General features: G+C 48.7%; 20 protein-coding genes. 9 read left to right on the forward strand and 11 right to left on the reverse strand.

Annotated elements, in window-relative coordinates; genetic code table 11:
• The first annotated feature begins 386 nt into the window (after window positions 1-386).
• Genes KK083_RS09040 through KK083_RS09055 form a run of 4 tightly spaced genes read left to right on the forward strand, consistent with a single transcriptional unit; the run spans window position 387 to window position 3,083 of the window.
• Window positions 387-926, forward strand: a complete 540-nt coding sequence (locus tag KK083_RS09040) for a glycine-rich domain-containing protein (RefSeq protein WP_254162676.1) — start codon at window positions 387-389, stop codon at window positions 924-926.
• Window positions 927-929: 3 nt separating this feature from the next.
• A complete protein-coding gene (locus tag KK083_RS09045; RefSeq protein ID WP_254162678.1) occupies window positions 930-1,715 on the forward strand; it encodes a hypothetical protein in 786 nt (261 codons plus the stop codon).
• Window positions 1,716-1,728: 13 nt separating this feature from the next.
• Window positions 1,729-2,013: an Rdx family protein gene (locus KK083_RS09050; protein ID WP_254162680.1), complete on the forward strand. Its 285-nt coding sequence runs from the start codon at window positions 1,729-1,731 to the stop codon at window positions 2,011-2,013.
• A gap of 56 nt (window positions 2,014-2,069) precedes the next feature.
• The gene (locus tag KK083_RS09055; RefSeq protein WP_254162682.1) at window positions 2,070-3,083 is read left to right on the forward strand and encodes a patatin-like phospholipase family protein; all 1,014 of its coding nucleotides are present in this window, start codon (window positions 2,070-2,072) and stop codon (window positions 3,081-3,083) included.
• A 14-nt stretch (window positions 3,084-3,097) separates the two neighbouring features.
• Here the strand turns inward: KK083_RS09055 and KK083_RS09060 are convergent, their stop codons facing one another.
• The 6 genes from KK083_RS09060 to KK083_RS09085 form a co-directional block, all read right to left on the reverse strand.
• Window positions 3,098-4,006: an NAD(P)/FAD-dependent oxidoreductase gene (locus KK083_RS09060; protein WP_254162684.1), complete on the reverse strand. Its 909-nt coding sequence runs from the start codon at window positions 4,004-4,006 to the stop codon at window positions 3,098-3,100.
• A 36-nt stretch (window positions 4,007-4,042) separates the two neighbouring features.
• Window positions 4,043-4,282 carry a putative antibiotic biosynthesis monooxygenase gene (locus tag KK083_RS09065; RefSeq protein WP_254162686.1) on the reverse strand — a complete coding sequence of 80 codons (240 nt, stop codon included), beginning with the start codon at window positions 4,280-4,282 and terminating at the stop codon, window positions 4,043-4,045.
• Between the two features lie 89 nt (window positions 4,283-4,371).
• Entirely contained in the window at window positions 4,372-5,232 is an 861-nt protein-coding gene (locus tag KK083_RS09070; RefSeq protein ID WP_254162688.1) for a helix-turn-helix domain-containing protein, read from the reverse strand.
• A gap of 96 nt (window positions 5,233-5,328) precedes the next feature.
• Window positions 5,329-5,664 (reverse strand): RNA-binding regulator, encoded by a 336-nt coding sequence (gene rbp, locus KK083_RS09075; protein ID WP_254162690.1) that lies wholly within the window; start codon window positions 5,662-5,664, stop codon window positions 5,329-5,331.
• 74 nt (window positions 5,665-5,738) lie between these two features.
• Window positions 5,739-6,008, reverse strand: a complete 270-nt coding sequence (locus KK083_RS09080) for a hypothetical protein (RefSeq protein WP_254162692.1) — start codon at window positions 6,006-6,008, stop codon at window positions 5,739-5,741.
• 10 nt (window positions 6,009-6,018) lie between these two features.
• The gene (locus tag KK083_RS09085) at window positions 6,019-7,131 is read right to left on the reverse strand and encodes a fatty acid desaturase family protein (RefSeq protein ID WP_254162694.1); all 1,113 of its coding nucleotides are present in this window, start codon (window positions 7,129-7,131) and stop codon (window positions 6,019-6,021) included.
• Window positions 7,132-7,609: 478 nt separating this feature from the next.
• On the opposite strand from KK083_RS09085, the gene KK083_RS09090 reads away from it, so the two are divergent.
• Both KK083_RS09090 and KK083_RS09095 read left to right on the forward strand, forming a co-directional pair.
• Complete coding sequence (locus KK083_RS09090; RefSeq protein WP_254162696.1) at window positions 7,610-7,942, forward strand: hypothetical protein; 333 nt, start codon at window positions 7,610-7,612, stop codon at window positions 7,940-7,942.
• Between the two features lie 18 nt (window positions 7,943-7,960).
• Window positions 7,961-8,401 (forward strand): cold-shock protein, encoded by a 441-nt coding sequence (locus KK083_RS09095; RefSeq protein WP_254162698.1) that lies wholly within the window; start codon window positions 7,961-7,963, stop codon window positions 8,399-8,401.
• A 111-nt stretch (window positions 8,402-8,512) separates the two neighbouring features.
• On the opposite strand, the gene KK083_RS09100 is transcribed toward KK083_RS09095, so the two are convergent.
• From KK083_RS09100 to KK083_RS09115, 4 genes are all read right to left on the reverse strand, one after another.
• Complete coding sequence (locus KK083_RS09100; protein WP_254162700.1) at window positions 8,513-9,445, reverse strand: CapA family protein; 933 nt, start codon at window positions 9,443-9,445, stop codon at window positions 8,513-8,515.
• Window positions 9,439-11,925: a DUF3160 domain-containing protein gene (locus KK083_RS09105; RefSeq protein ID WP_254162702.1), complete on the reverse strand. Its 2,487-nt coding sequence runs from the start codon at window positions 11,923-11,925 to the stop codon at window positions 9,439-9,441. Before KK083_RS09105 ends, KK083_RS09100 begins: the two co-directional genes overlap by 7 nt.
• A gap of 38 nt (window positions 11,926-11,963) precedes the next feature.
• Complete coding sequence (locus KK083_RS09110) at window positions 11,964-12,407, reverse strand: hypothetical protein (RefSeq protein ID WP_254162704.1); 444 nt, start codon at window positions 12,405-12,407, stop codon at window positions 11,964-11,966.
• A 104-nt stretch (window positions 12,408-12,511) separates the two neighbouring features.
• Complete coding sequence (locus KK083_RS09115) at window positions 12,512-13,249, reverse strand: phytanoyl-CoA dioxygenase family protein (protein ID WP_262899478.1); 738 nt, start codon at window positions 13,247-13,249, stop codon at window positions 12,512-12,514.
• A 763-nt stretch (window positions 13,250-14,012) separates the two neighbouring features.
• On the opposite strand from KK083_RS09115, the gene KK083_RS09120 reads away from it, so the two are divergent.
• Together KK083_RS09120 and KK083_RS09125 are read left to right on the forward strand one after the other, a co-directional pair.
• Window positions 14,013-15,113: a slipin family protein gene (locus KK083_RS09120; RefSeq protein ID WP_254162705.1), complete on the forward strand. Its 1,101-nt coding sequence runs from the start codon at window positions 14,013-14,015 to the stop codon at window positions 15,111-15,113.
• A gap of 261 nt (window positions 15,114-15,374) precedes the next feature.
• Window positions 15,375-16,781: an RtcB family protein gene (locus KK083_RS09125; protein ID WP_254162706.1), complete on the forward strand. Its 1,407-nt coding sequence runs from the start codon at window positions 15,375-15,377 to the stop codon at window positions 16,779-16,781.
• 29 nt (window positions 16,782-16,810) lie between these two features.
• Here the strand turns inward: KK083_RS09125 and KK083_RS09130 are convergent, their stop codons facing one another.
• Window positions 16,811-18,025 carry a hypothetical protein gene (locus KK083_RS09130; protein WP_254162707.1) on the reverse strand — a complete coding sequence of 405 codons (1,215 nt, stop codon included), beginning with the start codon at window positions 18,023-18,025 and terminating at the stop codon, window positions 16,811-16,813.
• 338 nt (window positions 18,026-18,363) lie between these two features.
• On the opposite strand from KK083_RS09130, the gene KK083_RS09135 reads away from it, so the two are divergent.
• Window positions 18,364-19,770, forward strand: coding sequence for an RtcB family protein (locus tag KK083_RS09135; protein ID WP_254162709.1), 1,407 nt, complete (start codon window positions 18,364-18,366; stop codon window positions 19,768-19,770).

The following is a 19,770-nucleotide window of genomic DNA, read 5'->3' on the forward strand; positions in this document are numbered from 1 at the left end:
GAAGTTTGAAGTTTAAGGTTGTTTCACGGCTTCGATACAGTCCATAGCCGATGGTCCATGGTCCATGCTGGGAGCGTTGGTTTCTTCTTTTGTGCTACGAAGCAATATACGGGACGCTTTAACTACCCCTAACTATGGACTATGGACTATGGTCTATGGACCATGGACCACGGACTTCTACTTGCTTGTGAAACATAAACACATCCTGCGTTCCACGATAAAAATTTTTCAGCACTGCTAACCCGCCGTGTGCCTTTACGTTTATATCAGTAGATGAGATCAAAATGAAAAATGACAACTAACTAAAAGTTTCACTGACCTCGTTTCCTCTTTCGCGCCGTTCTGCGTTCTCTCATTTTCTTCCTTTTTCTTCTGATAAAATGACTGTGCTGACCCGATCAGTACACGATGGAAAAAGTATGTACAATAACGACTATAAAATGAATGACCACGAACTACATTACTGGAACACCATCCAGGAGTTTGAGCTCGATGATGATGAAGCGATGCTCATGTTCAGCGACAGGCTGGCAAAAGAAAACGGATGGTCCAAGATCTTTGCGATCAGGGCCATCGAGGAATACAAAAAATTCATGTTCCTCATATGCATCAGTCAGCAACCACTGACGCCTTCAGAAGAAGTAGACCAGGTATGGCACTTGCACCTGCTCTACACACGATCGTACTGGAAGGAATTCTGCACTGAGGTGTTGAAACGTGAAGTGCATCACGGTCCTACCAGGGGCGGCCCGGAGGAAAGCGACAAGTTCAACGACTGGTATGCACAAACCCTCCTCCTCTACAAGCAGAAATTCCAACACGACCCACCGCCTGACCTCTGGCCGCCTCCTCATCTCCGATTCCGCTACACCAACTTCTGCCGCATAGACCTCCGCCGATACTGGATTGTTAAAAAACCAATATAAAATATGTTATTATCAAAACTAACACCAGCAGAAACACTGCTGATCAGAGACGGAAGCCAGGCTCCCGTCAGAGAATTACTGAAATTCACATTCATGGACCTGCTGCTGAAACAGGTGCTGCGTGCTGAAGATGTGGAACGGCAGCTCAACCTGCGGGATCCCGTGCGGACCTATAAATATGTATCGAGGGGTGAAAATTTCCCGGAACATAACATCCTGGCCCATGAGCTGACTTTTCTGTTGCCTTACCGGAAAAACGAGGATACCAGGATGTTGTTCAGGAACTGTATCCAGGTAGGTTATGAAAACGCCCGGTCTAAAAGAGCACTGCATAAAACGATCAGGTTGTCGCCGGAGCTTCAGAATGCTTTCACAGCATCGCTGATACAAAAGGTCTTTGGTGAATATGAACATACCGCCCATGGACTGTTGCTCAAACAACAGGTAGAAAGTGAAATACGGCAACTGGAACGGGAGCTGCCGCCGCTGATCGCCACTGACAGGGAAAAAGCAATGGAGAAGCTGAAGATCATCGGCGGAAATGTATTCCTGTTGCAGGGTCTCAACTTCGCGGTGTTGAAGGTGATCGATGAAGCCTTTGCAGAAACGTTCATACCTGAGAGCACCAGTAGTTGCGGCGGAAGCTGGACAACCTTCAACACTTACAGCGATGACTTCGATAGCGCCAGCGATTCTAACGGCAACGGATGCAGCTCCGGTGACAGCAGTGGATGCGGCTCCGGCGACAGCGGTTGTGGCGGTGGATGCGGTGGCTGTGGTGGAGACTAGTTATCTTTGTATCATGAAACCAGTGATCAATATTGAATATTGTCCCAAGTGCGGCTGGATGCTGCGCGCTGCCTACTTCGCCCAGGAGATCCTTACCACCTTTACGGAAGATGTTCATGGGGTGATGCTCCAACCCAGTGAGGTGAACGGGCGTTTTGTGGTGCGGATCGATGGAAATGAGATATTTGACAGGAAACAATCAGGGCGATTTCCTGAGACCAAAGAGCTCAAACAACTGATCCGCGACGTGATCAATCCGGAGAAAGACCTGGGGCATTCCGATAAGAAGAATGGATAGTTGCCTACCTTGACTATCTTTGGCAGGATGTTGTGAATTATTTTTAAGTCATGCCCATGCCATTAAGAATATCTCTTTTCTCTCTTTTATTTATCAGCGCTTCTGTTGTTGCACAAGACGTCAGGAACCTCGTACTGGAAGGGGCCGGTGTAAGGGGCGTTGCTTACGTTGGCGCCATCAAATACCTCGAAGAAAAGGGAATGATAAAAGACCTTCACAAGGTAGCCGGAACTTCAGCGGGAGCGATCGCGGCGCTGGCAGTATCCCTGGGATATAACAGCCAGGAAATCGAGGACCTGATCTACAAAACCAAACTTCAGAAATTCAATGATGGGAGGTTCTTTTTCATCGGCGGTTTTACACGATTGAATCGCAACTACGGCTGGTATCGCGGCAGCGCTTTTACACATTGGCTGGAAAAGATCATTGAAGACAAGACCGGTAATAAAGACATCACGTTCCAGGAATTGCATGCGCGGAAATTCAAAGATCTTTATGTGACGGGCACAAGCCTCAACCACCAAAAGCTGATCGTGTTCTCTTATCAATCGTATCCAAACATGAAAGTGAAGGATGCCGTCAGGATCAGCATGTCCATACCCCTGTACTTTGAAGCGGTGATCATCGATTCTTCAGGGCATGTGCTGAACCGGAAACAAGCAAATGCGTATCATGACCTCGTTGTAGACGGCGGGCTTACGGGCAATTTCCCTATCACCGTCTTCGACAGCGTGAGCACCGACCATGGCGTTGTAAAACGGAGCGCCAATCCTGCCACCATCGGAATCCGGATAGACACACCGGAGCAGATCAGGTACGACTCCCTGGGAAAGGGACTGGCACCGATCCCCATCCAACGCTTCAGAAACTACATGGCTGCCTTCTATAGCTACGCGATCGAGAACCTCAACCGCGTGCCACTCATCAGCCAGGATTGGCAGAGAACGGTATCGATAAGCTCGGGAGATATCGGTCCGAAGATCAGGAAGCTCTCCGTTGAAGAAAAGGATCTCCTTATCGGTAACGGCTATGCTGCCATGGAAAGGTTCTGCAACACACGAAAGCAGTAGCCCCTTACTTTCTTTTAAAAATTCTCAAACACAATTTCTTTGTTCACGATGGCACCCGTGGTTGTTCCCATACCAACCGCATTCGCTACAGTTCGCATACGGGTGGTGTTGTCGCCACAGGCAAAAACCCCTTCTACTGTGGTCTTGTGAAATGCATCGATCTTAATATATCCATCATCCGAAAGATCGCAACCCAACGCTTGTGGGATCATGCAATGCTGCTCGAAGGCACAACGCGCATACACGGCCTCAACGGAAAACGCCGTGCCATCCTGGAAGCGGACCCGTTCAACATGGCCGCTGCGATGCTCCAGTTTCTCAATCGCTGTTTCAATCACTTTTATATTGTGCTTACCGAGCCTGGCACGTTGTTCGGCAGTAAGCGTAGACGGTCCGTTGGTCAGCAGCGTGAGGTTATCAGTCCAGTTTGAGATCAGCGTACCGAACTCAAAGGCATACTCACCGTTGCCCAGGATGGCCGTCTTTTTATGGCGCACTTCGTACCCGTGACAATACGGGCAGTGAAGTACCGAGATGCCCCAACATTCGGCAAAACCATCCAGGTCGGGCATGATATCCCTGACACCGGTGGCAAAGATCAGCTTCTTCGCAGAAAATGTTTGGCCTGATGCCGTGCTGATCTCGAAGCCCTTCGCCGTTTTGACACCCTGGGTAGCAACGTCTGCGATAAGCTTCACGGTATCATACCTTTCCACCTGCTGCCTTGCCAGCGCTGCAATTTCTGCGGGAGCCTTTCCATCGTGTGTCAGAAAGTTATGCGAGTGAGGGGTTTGCCTGTTGCACGGTTTTCCGCTATCGATGATCAAAACCTTTCGCAATGCCCGGCCCAAAGCCATACCGGCGGCAAGTCCTGAATAGCTGCCACCAACAATGATCACATCAAAGCGCGTATCATCAAACATTTGTTCTTGTTTTAAGGGTTGTTACTGAAGAGGCAACTATTTCCGCTCACTCATTTTCATGCCGTTTCCGGGTGACAGCAGGCGGATCACCCGGTCGACAAAAGGAACGCCCACAAAAATCATCCATGGAACCAATAAAAAAGTTAACACGAATGTGCGCTGATATAAGGGCAAAACAGACAACGCTTCACCGAAAGCATAAAGAAACAATGTAATGGACGGATAGATCACCACCCAGATCTTCAGGGCGGCAAACAGCTTCATTTTTGGGCTCATCAGAAAAATACTTTTACGATCTTATTCTATGGCAAAAATATGGTTGACGAAGGCACCCGGAACAGGACAAAATTGAAATTGCGTGGTACTTATCTGAAATTATGCCGGAAGGTTTCCGGTGAGTACCCCGTTTGTTTTTTAAAGAACCTGGTGAAATAGGAAGCATCGTCGTAGCCCAGGTCACAGGCGATCTGGTTTACCTGGCTGGTGGTTCCCAGCAGGAATCGTTTTGCCTCCAGCACCACCTGGTCGTTGATCAGCTCCGAGCAGGTTTTACCAAGGGTTGTTTTGGTGATCGCGTTCAGCTGGTACGGCGAAAGATTCAGCATGTCCGCGTATTGAGACACTTGCTTGTGGTCAATGATATGCGTTTCCAAAAGCTCCAGAAGCTCTTCCAGGCGCTCCTGCGCATACGTGTTGACGTCGCCGGCATCAGTGGCATTCTTCTTTTGCCTGAGAAGCTCGATGAAAAAAATGCTCAGGTTCGCCTTGATGATCTGCTGATATCCGTCGCCCTGTGTTGCGTACTCCCGGAAGATGTAACTGAGTACAGCTCCTAACTTTTCGAAATCTCCTGCATCAGGCTGGTACACGTTCTGATGGCTTGCCTGGCGCAGCAGTTTCCGCGAGGGCTTATCGTCAGGATAATAGAAGCCTGAATCAAATTGCATGAGATATCCGGTGCTTCCGGCCTTCAGGGTGAGCTGGTGCGCCTGTCCCGGCCGCAGAAAGAACACGGAACGGTCGTTCACCGGAAAGGACTGAAAATCTATTTTATGATCACCCGCGCCTTTTTCGAGCGCCAGCATAAAAAAGAAGTTATGCCTGTGGGGCTCGCCTGCAATGTCTTTGCCGGCGAGCAGGTCGCGGACGTCGCGTATCACGAAGCCTGTGGTGGCATGCGACTTACATTGAACCGATGGGAAGTGCCTGACGGGGATGGTTTCCATGGCTGGGTAACCAATTTAGCGGCCGGTTTGGTTCAAAGGCACACAAAAAAAGCCCCCAGTTAGCTGGAGGCTTCGATTTTTTACCTGTTGGAGCGATTACCATTTCTTGTTGTAACCACCGCGGTCGCCACCGCCGTAGCCACCACTTCTGCCGCTGTTGCCATATCCACCACCACCGCGTGGCGCATCTGTTTTCGGGCGGGCTTCGTTCACGACCAATTCCTTGCCTTGAAAATTATATCCATTCAATTCACTGATGGCTTGTTTTGCAGAAGCACTATCTGCCATTTCTACGAAACCGAAACCACGGCTACGGTTTGTCAATTTGTCCATGATGATCTTGGCTGAAGTAACCTCACCATGCTGCTCGAATAATTCCTTTAACTCATCATCCGATGCTTTAAAAGAAATGTTTGCTACGTAAATGTTCATTGTTGAAAAATTAAAAGTGTAAATAGTTAAGATCAGTTCTGTGTAAGTACCTCGTGTTTGAAGGTGTCAATTTGCTATTCCATTTCATAATAGTGCTTCCATAATTCATAAAGCTTCGGTTCCAGCAATGGATTCAAAGGAACCAGACTTTCCGGGACAAATACTTTATTCTCCAGCAAATGCAATTCTCCGTTGCCGTCTTCCCACCTGACGTCGCATGAAACTTCCGCGCCAAAGCTCTTCATAGGAACTACCAACGTCCGCTCAGCGGGAACCTGATAATGCGTTTCATAACGTTTGATCCTTTCGCGGACAATTTTATATGGTTTTGCAAGTTTGATCATATTGGATTCATTAAGCGCACACGGTTGCCAAAGTGGTTTTTTTACCCAGTTGTTTCAGGAGTCGCGCATGTCCTGCCAAAGCGGAAAGAAACGTTCTGGATGTTTTGTAAGGCAAGCCAAATTCAAACGCGGTCGACTTTACAATGGAGGCTATTTTCCGATAATGCACATGACAGACATTCGGAAACAAATGATGCTCGATCTGAAAATTCAATCCACCCACATACCACGAAAACCATTTGCTGTTATTTCCAAAGTTTGTTGTAGTGAGCAGCTGATGTACGGCCCAGCTGTTCTCGAGGGTTCCGCTTTCATCCGGTAACGGAAATTCAGTTCCTTCGATCACGTGCGCTGGCTGGAAGATGATGGCCAGGATAAATCCGGAGACATAGTGCATGATCATAATTCCCAGCAACACCTGCCACCATAGCAGCGATGTCAGCACGAATGGAATAACAAAAGTATAACCGATGTATACAATTTTGGTCAAAATGAGGATTGCCCACTCCGTCGCTACATTTGCCTCCTGGCTTTTAGCGAGTCCGTTGTGCTGATACCGGTAGAGTCTTGAAAAGTCCTTATAAAAGATCCAAACAACGGTCATCAGGCCGTACAGGAACCAAGCATATATGAACTGGTATTTATGGATCTTCTTCCAGCGGGAATGAGGCGTGAGGCGGAGCGCGCCCCTGGGACTGATGTCTTCATCTTCTTCGTGAACATTTGTATAGGAGTGATGAAGAACATTGTGCTGCATCTTCCAGTTGAAAGCTGAAACGCCCAACAGGTTGATGGAATGCCCGAAGAATTTGTTCACCCATTTCTTTTTGGAGTATGCGCCATGGTTCGCGTCATGCATCACTGACAAGCCGATGCCCGCCAATCCAATGCCCAACACCACGGTGAGCAGCAGCAACGCCCACGGGTTAGTCACCAAACCTGACACGATCAGAAAATAAGGTACGAGGTAGAGTGTGAACATCAGGATGCTCTTCACAAGCATCTCGGCATTTCCCTGCCTGGCGATATTATTGGTCTTAAAATATTCGTTAACCCGCTTATTCAATGTTGTTACGAAATCCCGCTGACCACCGGAGAATTTAATTGTGATTGATCTACTCATCGGGGCAATTTTTTAATTCAAGGAATGCGTTGATGGCAGCCAGCCGATCGAAAATACCAGGCAACAGACCTCTGCTATTGCTCAACAAATCGTAGGTATACTGCCTATTAACTGAGGAGATTTAAGAAACTACTGTGGGCAGAACCAGGTGCAGTGAATTAACTTTTCCGCAATTGACCTTGTAAAGGTAGCACATTTAGCGATAATTCCTACCCTAATCCATCCACCAGTATCACAAGCGGCTGTAACGCGATCCATGTTCATGGTAGCGAATCCCACAAAAAAAGCTACCTTTGTCCACTTATTAATCTATTCACCCGCTCAAAGATTCTTATCTGCTCATCCCCACACTTCAAGATAAGCTATTTGAAGAACACTTTAGTAAGGCATCGCTATAAATGCTTGTAAAGCGATGAATGGAGGTTCTCCGGTATACGGCGGTGTGAAAAATTTGAACAACCAGTCAAAAACAAAACTTATGACAGGAAAAATCTATACTCCGGTATGGAGCAAGTACAGGCCCGCGATCTTAAAGATGATGATTGATTCAGCGAACGAACCACAATCTTATCAGCTTTCAAATCACGAATTCAAGGCATTGAATCCGAAGCAAAAAGGTGGATATACGTTCGCCTTGCAGGTATCATCAGGAAAGGCACTCAGCGGCCTTAAAGACTCCGCCATTGCCCACGATCTTTGGGAGATCCTGCAGCTTTCCGGAAAAGCGAGTGAATTGATCTCCAACGCCACGTACGAGTTCTCGATGGACAAACAATTTGTTCTGCGTGTGAACAAAATCAGTAGTAATTAAGCAACCCAGACCAACCATATGGCAGATACCTTCAACAAGAAAGAAGTACAAAAGAGAAAACAGCAAAAAAAGAAAGACAAGGAACAGCGGAAAGCTGAACGGAAAGCCAATGCCAAAGCGGGCCAATCGCTTGAAGACATGATGGCCTACATCGACGAAAACGGCAATATTTCTTCAACACCACCGGACCCTTCTAAAAAGAAGGTCATCAATAACAGTGAAATAGTGATCGGCTCAAGAAACACGGGAGAGGTTGTCACCGATCTCACCAGAAAGGGCCGCGTCATGTTCTTCAACGAATCCAAGGGTTATGGATTCATCAAGGATACCAAAACAGCGGAAAGCATATTCGTACATGCCAACGCACTGACCATTGCTATCAAAGAGAACGACATGGTCTCTTTTGAGACAGAAAGAACGGTCAAGGGCTTACAGGCCATCAGGATAAAAAAGGTCTGAGCAGCCGTATAGCAAAACGTGTATCTGTCGCGTTACTGCTTCGGTTCGAACCATTCCACAAAATTTCCGGAAGGGATCAACGGGCAGGATCTGGGCACCACAGGGCCGGTCTCAATACGAAGTGATCTCTGACGAGCGGATGATGGGTTTGTTCTTCACGGCCTCGTACGGAATGATGGTGATATCATTCTCTTTCGGGCGAAGCGTCAGCTTTACAAGGATACCACGATGCGTGATCGTCCTCGGGTTATCGAAGATAAGGTTGCCAAGGCTGTAGAACACCGGCTTGCCATTGATGCGCTCATACGTTTGAACAACATGCGGATGGTGCCCGATGATCAGGTCCGTTCCCACCATTACCAACGCTTTTGCCTGCTCACGCTGCGTTGCCGTAGGCGTTGATTGATATTCCACACCCCAGTGCAGGGTAACAACAATAAAGGATGCGGGATGCGCCGCCCGGTACGCCGACACCGACTGAACCAGATCATCGATACTCGCCTGGCACATTCCCGGGCTGTCATCCAGGTACATCCAGCCCTCCAGTGGAAGTGTAACGCTCGAAAAGATGGCCACTTCCATTCCATTCTTCAAAAGCACTACGGGTGCACAGGCAGCTGTTTGCGTCTGACCAAATCCGATGGGGGTGATGCCCGAAAGCGCCATGTTCCTGGCTGTTGAGACCAGGCCATCCCGGCCCTGATCATAGCTGTGGTTGTTGGCCAGTATGCCGTGCGTGATACCGGCCTTGCGCAGGTCTGCAAGCCACGCCGGTTCTGCCCTGAATACATATTTTTTCGTCAGCGGCGCAACGATGTCTGTTGCAGGGCACTCGAGGTTGATGATCGTATAATCTGCCTTGCTGATCTCGGGTATAAGATCGTCTGTAAAATATCCCATACCCTGGCGGCTGATCTGCACACGAATGCCACGGTCGAGCATCACATCGCCACCGAAGATCACCGAAAGCTCCTGCGCCGGCTTGTGCCCGCACGCCATCAGCAGCAAGATGAACCACCAATTCGCGCGCAACGATCTCAGCATCCTGAACTGTAAAGATATTCCTTTACCTGGGGCGTGAGCGTTCCATCGAGCTTGATGATGACGTCTTCCATCCAGGGCTGAAGGGGAAAAGCCTTCCCGTTTTTGAGCATCTCCTGCCATTCTTCATCCGTCAGCCGGTTGTTAAGCGGAACAGGAAACTCGTAGTAGCTGAACGTGGAGCCTTTTGTCACATACAGGTAACCTTCGATCTCCACCACAACATAAAGGTCGTTGCCATATCCTACGGCAGCATGAAGAATACCGGGCTTGTTCGGTTGGTTGTTGGTATAAATATCTGCCACCACCGCGATCTCTCTATCAGGACCGGAAATGTAATCCCAGCTCCAGGTGTCCATGATCGACAAGGTGATATTCTCCACAGTTGTTCCAATGATCTCGATGGTCCTGTATTCCTGTTCCAGCAATTTTTCACCCCGCAGCTCCTTTTCACTTATGCTCAGGAGGAACGCGCACAGGTCACGGAGCTGTGACTGGCGTCCATTGATCCGGTTATCGAGCAAGCCATGTTTTTCAAGCAGCTGGCTGGTGAGGGTCAGCAGCTCCATCGCGCTTTTCCAATAATTGGTATTGGGTTCCACATATCCCAGCACATAGGGCTCGGGTGGTGGCGAGCACTCTTCACCTCCACCACATTCAGCGGCCATCGGTTGCTCCGTATAAAGGATGGCATCGTGCTTCAGCTCTGCCCACGAGGCCAGCGCCGTGTTGAGATTTTTCTTTTTCCATGAAGGAAGCTGCATGAACGAAGGGTACCGTTTATCGGGCACCAGCAACTTGTTCAAACCATCGATCCATTTGGCATACACCGACTCATCCCAGCCCTCGTAGTTCTTGTATTTGGTTTTCATCTTCTCCAGCTGGGGAAGAAATTTATTCCACGACTTATCTTCCTTCAGGTCATTGACCAGTATCTCTTCCGAAGCCTGGCTCCCGAATGAGGCCAGCACATCAAGCCCTCTTGGGTAAGGGCGGGCATCGAGGTCGGTCATCTCCTGCAGGATCTCGCTGTCGAGCACAAACCGCGCCGGCATAAAATTGATCTTTTCCCGGCAGGTGTTTTCAATTTTGGGTTTGATCACGTTCTTCGATGCCGATAATTCTGTTAAGGCAGTTCGCATGCTGGTAATGCTCTCAGGTTTAAGAAGGTCAGCGAGGGTGGTGATATTCCTGTCGCGCAACAGCGTGCAAAGATCCAGCAACGAAAGGTTATCAGGCTTGCCGATGAGGAAAGTAGTGGGCTCCAGAATGGCACTGTATAAATCGACAAGTGGCCTGCCTGTTCTCGACTTTCCCGTCTTCAGCACGAAGGCAGCAGTCAATGCGCGGCGAAGGTCTGCATCGTCTTCCATACAATACGCGCCGAGCTGTAGCCACTGCATAGAGCGGAAGTAACGTTTCAGGGTATCGGTGCGCGTATAATGCCCCCGCGGCTTGAACATATCATACGGAAATTCTGCTGTTGCATACGCTGCCAGCAAACCCGATGTGGCAGATTGTTCTTTTTCGATCCTATCGAGCTCGCCTTCAACTTTACTACTGTAGGGCGCAGTGATGGTCGGCTCTCCACCGAGTAACGCCAGGGGAACCGCATAAAAAGCCTGGGTATATTCCAGGTCTGCTTTTCGGCTTGCACTACTTTCATCATGTGCCAGCCGCTTGGTTACATCTTCTATCCCGTACAACAGCTCTCCAAGTATGGGCACAAAACTGTTCTCTTCCAGTCCGCGCAGCATAAACGAAAAGTGCATGTGAAAGAGCTGAAGATAGAGGTCTGTGGAAACAAAGTTCTGCGTCTGGCTGTAATCATTCTGCTCATACGTATGAAAGAGCTGAACGTGTTGCGCCGGCACAATGGCAAACCCATTGCGGTCGAGTCCATTGAGCAATGGTGCGGGTAACCCTCCGAATTGCCAGGCATTGACGATGTTGCTGACGTTGGCATATTTCATTCCGTTGCGCACAATGTAATTCTGTGCACGTTTCTGCGCCTCCAGCTTGCTGATCTTCTCCATAAAGGCAGTTTCCTCCTGCGTGTAGGCGATGGGCGGTGCCTGCTTCAATCCACTGTACTCGCAGTCGCCATACCAACGGGCTTCCATCAATCTTCTGTACCAGGGCGTGCTATAAAAGTAGTAACGCAGATCAGCGTTCATAAAGAGGTAGCCCTTGCGTGCGGGAATGGTGTTCCGCAGGATGCGCAGCTCCTCAAGCGATTTTGTTGAGAGATCCTGGTTGAGGTCGAATGCAGGAAGCTGGCTCACCAGCGTTTCATAGGCAACAGTATCCCATGTGCGGTATTCGTCATCCACAACAAAAGTTTCCTGACCGTCATTCGGGGCAGCTCCGGTAGTGCTGGCCTCCACGGACTTCTTTTCATCCGTTGAAGCTTTTGAACAGGCCATGAACAGGATCAGCGTTACCACAACGAAACGTGCAAAGAGGGATTGGAATGATGACATGCGTAAGCGGGGTTTATACAAAGGAAGCAAAGTGCGCGCTATTGATCAAGTAGGCTCCGCGCTTTATCCAGTGACAGCTCGCGGTGGAGATACTTCCGGAATGAAAGACCAAACCCGAACCACTCATACTCTGCGATCAGGTAACGTTCACTCTTTTCCACCTCGATAGACCTCACCACATACCGTGAGCCACTTTTATAAAGCGAAAAGTCTTCCATCGGGTGACTGAGGGAAGAGCCCAGCCAAAGCGGAATGACAGACCGGTTGCGCACCTGAAATAAAAAAAGGCGTTTCCTGGCAACCGGGTCCCGTCGCGTGGGTTTGATCACACCCACAGCCAGGTCTTCTGTGCCATCGTTGTTCACATCACCTTTCACCATCTTAAAAACGGGATAACGCAACGGCCACGTGCTTGTGAGGCTGTCGTTAACGTAGCATTGAAGGTAATTGACAGTGCCTTCGGAATGCAACGAGATCTTCATCGGTCCTTGTGGTGATTCGATGACGATGTCTTCAGTAGAATCTGGTCCACAGGCGAGCACCAAGGTTATAAACAGTATAATAACGGAGACACGCATGAAGTAAATTACGCCATCGCAGAACGGAACTCAGTTCGCTCTGCCCAGGCTAGTTTGTCTGGCATTTCTTGCGAATTGAATTCCAGGTGGATCACGCGCCTGTGTTTCAGGCTTGTTGCTTTTGACGACGCATGAAGAAGCAGTGGCTTCATGATCTGGATGCCACACGCCGGAACTTCACAGACATAAGGGATACTGTTTTGCGTGATGAGGGCAATCTCATCATCCGACAACTTTTTATTGTGCGAGCCAGGGATCACTTTCAGGGCACCATTCGTCTCATCGGTATCGTCAAGGTGAATTCTCACGGTAACAGTATTTTTCAGGTATTCATCGGGAGGCACTACGCCATGCACACCGAACTTCTTCGTCCATCCCGTAAAACCGTTGATTTCAATTTTTTCGTTCACATTGATCACAATGTCCTGGTGCCAGGTAACATACCAGTTCGACTCCTGTGTTTTATCGAAGTAAATGGCTTTTGTAAGGAACAGGGCCGGATCGATGGTGTCCAGGATCTTCAGCAGATTGGAATTGAGGGCCAACGACTTCAATCCTGGTATTTCCTGCAAAAGGTTTCTGATGGCATAAGTGTCCTCCGATTTGGCTTCACAGTACGCCTGCAGCATGGACTTCATCTGGTCCAACTCATTCTGTGTAAAGATATGATGAAGGATGCAAAAACCCTTATCGGTCAAGTGTTGAATATTACTAAGGAGTGCAGTATTGTCCCTGTTAACAGTCATGGAGAAAAATTTCTTAAAAAAACGTAAAAAAATTCACTACGCAAAAAGGCTGCGCAGTGAACCGGCAATTTTGAGGCGTGATTTATATGGAACTGATAAACAACGATTTTAATAAGATATCATTCGCCAGTTGGCGGATCAAAGATCTTCCCTTACGACTATGTCGGAAAGGAAGCGCGGAAAAGACAACAAGCAAAGACCTGATGAGCGTTTCTGTATGGCGCCATAGTGTTGTATTGCAATGCGGTGCAACATGCTGCTTGGTTTGATGTTGTTTTCCATTAATCTGCGGGTCGAAGGTTCGATTCCTTCCCGGTCGAGGCCGGTAGCTCAGTTTGGAAGAGCAGCAGGATGGGTCACGGGTTCGAATCCCGTTCACACTTCAAATGTGATAGCTCAGTTTGGTAGAGCACATGGCTTTTAACCATGAGAATGAAGCTGACCGCTTCTAAAAAAGGTTACCTCTCGAAAGCAGTTCGGGGGCGCATCGGGCCTGCATGTGAAACATTCCTCGGGATGTTAGCCTGAAGGCCAGTTTGCTGAAAACCAGTATGTGTAAGGATACCGGATAGCAAGTCGGTTTGCTTTTCTGCATGCCAGCCTGTCTTCTTAAGGAGACCCTCTCCCCAGACAAGACAGGATAAGCGCAGAAAACCAAACTAAATGCAGCTGTCCTCAATTACACTTCCGTTTTCGGGAGATGATGTGTTTGTGAACTGCTTTCTTTTAAAATGACTTTATTAACGATTAATTTTTTTTTACAATGAAAAGGATCAGGATCAACACCGGAAAAATTGGCTTGGTGTTCAGGAATGGTAACTACAAGAACATGGTTACAGAAGGTGCGTATTGGTTATTCCCGAATGAGGATTCATTCGAGTACGATATGACAAAACCGTTCCATCCTTCCGTTGACCTGAACATCCTGTTGCGCGATGAGCAGCTGGCAAATATGCTGACGATCGTAGAAGTACGGGATAACGAAATTGTGCTGCAGTACGAAAACGGAAACTTTAAAACCGTACTGGCACCGGGAAGATACGCTTACTGGAAAGGCGTGACCGATTACACTTTCATCAAAGCAGACCTGAGCAAGATCGAGGTTACTGAAAACATCGACAAGTATACGATCATGCGAAAAGAGGTATTGCCTTACGTCAGGGTGTTTACGGTGGAGTCTTTCGAAAAAGGTATCCTGCTGATCGATGGTAAATTCTCCAAAGTGCTCGACACAGGCGTGTACTACTTCTGGAAAAACCCTGTCGTTGTCTCTGTGCTGAAAGCAGACCTGAGGCAACTGCAGCTCGAGGTTTCCGGACAGGAGATCCTGACGAAAGACAAAGCTGCCCTGCGGATCAACTTCTTCACCCAATACAAAGTGGTTGACATTATCAAAGCTTTGATCGACAACAAGGACTACGATAAACAACTGTATATCCTGATGCAGCTGGCGCTGCGGGAGTTCATCGGCACACTGTCGCTGGATGAATTGCTGGAGAAAAAAGAATCCATTTCCGCCTATGTGCTGGCCACGCTGAAAGATAAAGCTTACAACCTGGGTGTGGAGATCCGGGACTGCGGCGTCAGGGACATCATCCTGCCGGGTGAAGTGAAAGAGATCATGAACCAGGTGCTGGTGGCCCAGAAAAAAGCTGAAGCCAACGTGATCATGAGGCGTGAAGAAACGGCTTCCACCAGGAGCCTGCTGAACACTGCCAAACTGATGGAAGAAAACTCCATGCTCTTCAAATTGAAAGAAATGGAGTACGTGGAGAAGATCGCCGACAAGATCAACAGTATCTCGTTATCAGGAGGTAACCAGGTTATTGATCAGCTGAAGGAGATCTTTGTTCCTAAAAAATGAGCCACCCTCCTTCGCTACCCTCGCGTTGATGCCATCACAAGCTTCGGCGGGCAAGGGAGCCAGGAGGAGCACGTCCTGGGCATTTCCAGACGGTTCTTCGAGGCCTGGTTCTTTTGCCACACTAAGGGCACGAAAAAGACACAAAGGGATTTCTCTTTGTGGTGCTTTTGTGGTCTTGGTGCCTTCGTGGCTTTAAAATTGTGTGCAAACAAGACAGTACACATATTGTTATAATTTGTGTTATTATAAAGAACAATTGAAATGAACTTAACAGGTAACGATCTTAAAAATATAGGATTTGCGGAAGGTAAGGCGTTGGGATTGGCGCTTCAGATCATGGAGCAGCAATATCAGACGATGAGCACCGGGGATAAGCTGGTGCTGCTGAAAGGAGTTTTTGAAGATCCATCTGCTTATGTCAACGATGTAAAGCTTTCGGCATTGGCGCATGAGTTGCTTAAACCGGGAGACGATACCATTCCATTGAATGTGGCTGGTAAACCTTATCAGATCTATGGCGCAGATGCCATTGAACAGGGTGCGTTGAGCCAGATGGAAACGGCCATGAAGCTGCCCGTGACGGTAGCCGGCGCTTTGATGCCGGACGCGCACCAGGGTTACGGCCTTCCTATCGGCGGGGTGCTTGCCACACAAAATGCAGTGATCCCATATGGTGTCGGTGTCGATATCGGATGCCGGATGTGCATGACGGTATATAACCTGCCGGTGACAGCGCTCACTGAAAAGAAAGAGGAGTTTAAAAAGCTGCTCGTCAACAACACCAGGTTCGGTATGGCTACTTTCAACAAACCAAAAGATCACGAGATCTTTGAAAGAAAAGCGTTCAGCGAGCTTGGCATTGCCCGTGAAATGAAAGACCGCGCATGGCAGCAGATCGGATCATCAGGCGGTGGCAATCACTTTGTAGAGTTCGGTATTGTTGAGATCCTCGATCCGGTGAACGAATTTAACCTGGCGCCTGGACGTTACGTAGCGCTGCTCTCGCATTCAGGCTCCCGTGGACTGGGTGCCAACATTGCCCGTCATTATACGAAGATCGCTATGGACACCTGCAAACTTCCGCAAGAAGCAAAACACCTTGCGTGGCTTGACCTCGATACCGAAGCGGGACAGGAGTACTGGCTTGCCATGAACCTTGCCGGCGATTATGCCTCGGCCTGTCATCACCAGATCCATGAGCGGATGGCCATCGGGTTGCGTGAGACACCCCTCGCCATGATCGAGAACCACCATAACTTTGCATGGAAGGAGAAAGATGCCGCAGGAAACGAGCTGATCGTTCACCGCAAAGGTGCAACACCCGCGGGAAAAGGTGTGCTCGGAATTATTCCGGGATCGATGGCCACACCCGGCTTTATTGTCCGTGGCAAAGGACTTGCCGAGTCGATCAATTCTGCATCGCACGGCGCGGGCAGAACCATGTCGCGAACGAAGGCCAAACAAACCATCCTGCAAGGTCATGTGAACAAGTTCCTGAAAGAAGCCGGAGTCGAGCTGATCGGCTCGGGTCTCGACGAAGCGCCCATGGCATACAAGGACATTCACCAGGTGATGGGTTACCAGCAATCACTCGTTGGAGTGCTCGGCTCGTTCATGCCAAAAATTGTGAGAATGTGTGGTGATGCGAAGTTCCAAGAGGTGGACTAATGTCCAGGATTTTCAGGATGAAAGGATTTTCAGGATTTCCGGCTTTTTACCAGCATCCAAAAGAAAAATGAGAGCAAGATAAAAGCCGAAACGCTGTAGATACGAAAACGTACAAATGAAACCTCTGCGCCACGTGTTTTCATACCACTGTGACTCCATGCAATAAAGGCATCGGCCAGGGGTATCACGCCGAAGAAGTATTTTTTCGTATCTGCAGTTTGCCACGGAAAGGCCATGGCTTCAACAGTACCCCGTATGCTGGCACTCAGATCCTGCTCGCCATACAATGATAAGGTCTGCATGCCTACAATGGTTGCGGCGCCACCAAAGCCAAAGATCACAGGACCGGAATCTATATCACCCATCCCTGATACACCTTTGGGGTACTCTCTAACGCCCGTAAGACCCAACCAGCTATCGATGAACTTCTCTTTAAAAAGTGCGAACTGCTCCCGGGCGAGTGGCGCATCGATCTCACGCAAAAAGATCAGCATCAGCGCCAGCGATGATCCTCTTGCAGGCTCGCGCGCGCGGCCATCGGCGGGAAGTACCGCGTGCGGGATCATTCCATCTGCGTCGACATGTTTTCTTACTTCCGTCACCCAATGATCAATCACGTCTTTGTATTGCGGCGTGAAAAGCTTATCGTGTAACGAAAGTGATGCAACGCACACCATAACATCTGCAGGCCATGCGCTTCCATAATAGCTTACCGGATAAGTTCTTTGTTGAATCGCTTTCGCGATCGCAGCACATTGCTGTTTGAACTGATCCATTTCTTTTTTATCCCTGATGTCAGCATCTTCAATTTTCAGCTTTGAACCCAGCACATACGAGCTCCAGCCGTTGTAGAAAGATCCGTAGGGCAAAGAAAGTTCATCGTTGAAGGGCGCTCTGCCTGTTGGCGAATTAATTTTCAACAACGCTTTGTGCATCTCGGCCCGGCCTTCGCTCACGAAGCTGTTGTTAGCACGATGCTCTAAAAATGAAGACCATGTCAGGGCATATATGGCGTTAAAAAATACATACCCTTCCGGGAAAATATGTTGCATGTCAGTATCCGCGTGCTGATCTAATGCTTTCTTCAGTCCCCGTAATTCTTTGACAAGCGTTTGATCAACTTTATCATCACCACTTATTATTGATTCAGAAGTGTTGTTGATGTTCACATTCATTGTCACCACTAGCGCCATGAGGACCATCAGCGGCAAAGCGATCATCAGTTTAAAAATTCCCTTCAGCATGATCGTGGAAGATAATACTATTTAGAAAAATTCTAACTTTTACAATTTTACTTCCTGGCGCATTGTGAATTGAATGCACCGACTTACTTTTGCATAAGCATTTCACCTCCTTGTCTTACTTAAACAGAGGAAGCAATGTTGGTCCTGAGTTCACATATCACCCTTAAGCAGCGCTGGTAACAATACCAGATCCGATACTGCTTTATCCTTTTTCTAAAATTATTTACGAACAACCAAGCCACGCACAGGCTTCGGAATGATCATATGCTTCGCGATCCGGCGTTTGTCATGAGCATTCCTCAACGCAGCTTCTGATCGAAGCATGAGGTGCATGAACTATGGGCAAACATAAACTCAATATTAAAGACCTCTCTCCTATCAGCTTTCCCTCTGAGGTGGCCAAAAGCCTGGCATTGAACCTTATGAACAGGCATTTCAAACACACACCCAATGATGAGAAGCTGGCGTTGATCACAAAAGTGCTCGCAGACCCTGATGCATACATCACTCATGATACACTGAGTTTGCTGGCACATAAGCTTATTTCCAAATCTGTTCTTGAAACTTTTAAAACGTATGAACTCGACGATGAACCCAAACACTTTGACATTTTCGGCAGCAAGCACATTGAAGTAAATGCCGTCCAACAAATGGAACTAGCCATGCGACTTCCCATTGCCGTAAAAGGTGCGCTCATGCCCGATGCACATCAGGGTTACGGACTGCCTATCGGCGGCGTGCTGGCCACAAAGAATGCCGTGATCCCTTACGGTGTCGGGATGGACATTGGATGCAGGATGGCCCTCAGCATACTCGATGTTCCCGCCAGTTACGTGGAGCATCATGCCTATGAGATCAAACAGGCGCTGGGGGATCATACACATTTTGGCAATGACGGTGGCCTCGATACCAGGCAGGAGCATCCGGTGCTCGATCATCCGGATTTTCAGCAAACTGATCTTCTCAGAAGATTGCATGGAAAAGCTGCAAGACAGCTCGGCAGCTCGGGCTCGGGAAATCACTTTGTTGAGCTCGGCATCATCGAGGTTGGTGACGACAATACACTGGGAATTGAATCCGGCGCGTATGCTGCCATACTATCGCATTCCGGCTCCCGAAGCCTGGGTGCCAACATCGCTCAGCATTATACGGATATTGCGATGAACAAATGCAGACTTCCGCGGGAGGCAAAACACCTCGCATGGTTAACGCTGGATACTGAAGAGGGCCAGGCTTACTGGTTATCCATGAATCTTGCGGGCGAATATGCAAAGGCCTGCCATGACCAGATCCATAAAAACCTTTGCAACGCCCTGGGCGCTGGCATCGTGAAGCGTGTTGAGAACCATCACAACTTCGCCTGGAAGGAAACATTAGCGGACGGGAATGAATACATCGTCCACCGGAAGGGTGCTACGCCGGCCGCGAAAGGTGTGTTTGGCATAATCCCCGGAAGCATGACAGCGCCCGGATATGTGGTAAGCGGGTTGGGAAACGAATTGTCACTGAACTCTGCTGCCCATGGCGCGGGAAGAAAAATGTCGAGGTTCAAAGCTAAAAATTCCATCACGATGAGCAGCCTGAAAAAGTTGCTGCAAAGCGAGAAGGTAACACTGATCGGCGGTAGTACAGAAGAGGCGCCAGCGGCTTACAAGGATATCGAGCTGATCATGCACAACCAGACAACGCTGGTAAATATTGAAGGCAAATTCCATCCCCGCATTGTGAGGATGGCTAAAGATTAA

Source organism: Chryseosolibacter histidinae (assembly GCF_018598225.1).
In the GTDB taxonomy this organism is placed as follows: domain Bacteria; phylum Bacteroidota; class Bacteroidia; order Cytophagales; family Cyclobacteriaceae; genus Chryseosolibacter; species Chryseosolibacter histidini.

What these genes read in the sequence shown, in the direction of transcription:
- KK083_RS09045 (WP_254162678.1), top strand. Translation starts at nt 930, where the DNA reads ATGTTATTATCAAAACTAACACCAGCAGAAACACTGCTGATCAGAGAC.
- KK083_RS09050 (WP_254162680.1), top strand. Translation starts at nt 1,729, where the DNA reads ATGAAACCAGTGATCAATATTGAATATTGTCCCAAGTGCGGCTGGATG.
- KK083_RS09055 (WP_254162682.1), top strand. Translation starts at nt 2,070, where the DNA reads ATGCCATTAAGAATATCTCTTTTCTCTCTTTTATTTATCAGCGCTTCT.
- KK083_RS09060 (WP_254162684.1), bottom strand. Translation starts at nt 4,006, where the DNA reads ATGTTTGATGATACGCGCTTTGATGTGATCATTGTTGGTGGCAGCTAT.
- KK083_RS09065 (WP_254162686.1), bottom strand. Translation starts at nt 4,282, where the DNA reads ATGAGCCCAAAAATGAAGCTGTTTGCCGCCCTGAAGATCTGGGTGGTG.
- KK083_RS09070 (WP_254162688.1), bottom strand. Translation starts at nt 5,232, where the DNA reads ATGGAAACCATCCCCGTCAGGCACTTCCCATCGGTTCAATGTAAGTCG.
- rbp (WP_254162690.1), bottom strand. Translation starts at nt 5,664, where the DNA reads ATGAACATTTACGTAGCAAACATTTCTTTTAAAGCATCGGATGATGAG.
- KK083_RS09080 (WP_254162692.1), bottom strand. Translation starts at nt 6,008, where the DNA reads ATGATCAAACTTGCAAAACCATATAAAATTGTCCGCGAAAGGATCAAA.
- KK083_RS09085 (WP_254162694.1), bottom strand. Translation starts at nt 7,131, where the DNA reads ATGAGTAGATCAATCACAATTAAATTCTCCGGTGGTCAGCGGGATTTC.
- KK083_RS09090 (WP_254162696.1), top strand. Translation starts at nt 7,610, where the DNA reads ATGACAGGAAAAATCTATACTCCGGTATGGAGCAAGTACAGGCCCGCG.
- KK083_RS09095 (WP_254162698.1), top strand. Translation starts at nt 7,961, where the DNA reads ATGGCAGATACCTTCAACAAGAAAGAAGTACAAAAGAGAAAACAGCAA.
- KK083_RS09100 (WP_254162700.1), bottom strand. Translation starts at nt 9,445, where the DNA reads ATGCTGAGATCGTTGCGCGCGAATTGGTGGTTCATCTTGCTGCTGATG.
- KK083_RS09105 (WP_254162702.1), bottom strand. Translation starts at nt 11,925, where the DNA reads ATGTCATCATTCCAATCCCTCTTTGCACGTTTCGTTGTGGTAACGCTG.
- KK083_RS09110 (WP_254162704.1), bottom strand. Translation starts at nt 12,407, where the DNA reads ATGAAGATCTCGTTGCATTCCGAAGGCACTGTCAATTACCTTCAATGC.
- KK083_RS09115 (WP_262899478.1), bottom strand. Translation starts at nt 13,249, where the DNA reads ATGACTGTTAACAGGGACAATACTGCACTCCTTAGTAATATTCAACAC.
- KK083_RS09120 (WP_254162705.1), top strand. Translation starts at nt 14,013, where the DNA reads ATGAAAAGGATCAGGATCAACACCGGAAAAATTGGCTTGGTGTTCAGG.
- KK083_RS09125 (WP_254162706.1), top strand. Translation starts at nt 15,375, where the DNA reads ATGAACTTAACAGGTAACGATCTTAAAAATATAGGATTTGCGGAAGGT.
- KK083_RS09130 (WP_254162707.1), bottom strand. Translation starts at nt 18,025, where the DNA reads ATGCTGAAGGGAATTTTTAAACTGATGATCGCTTTGCCGCTGATGGTC.
- KK083_RS09135 (WP_254162709.1), top strand. Translation starts at nt 18,364, where the DNA reads ATGGGCAAACATAAACTCAATATTAAAGACCTCTCTCCTATCAGCTTT.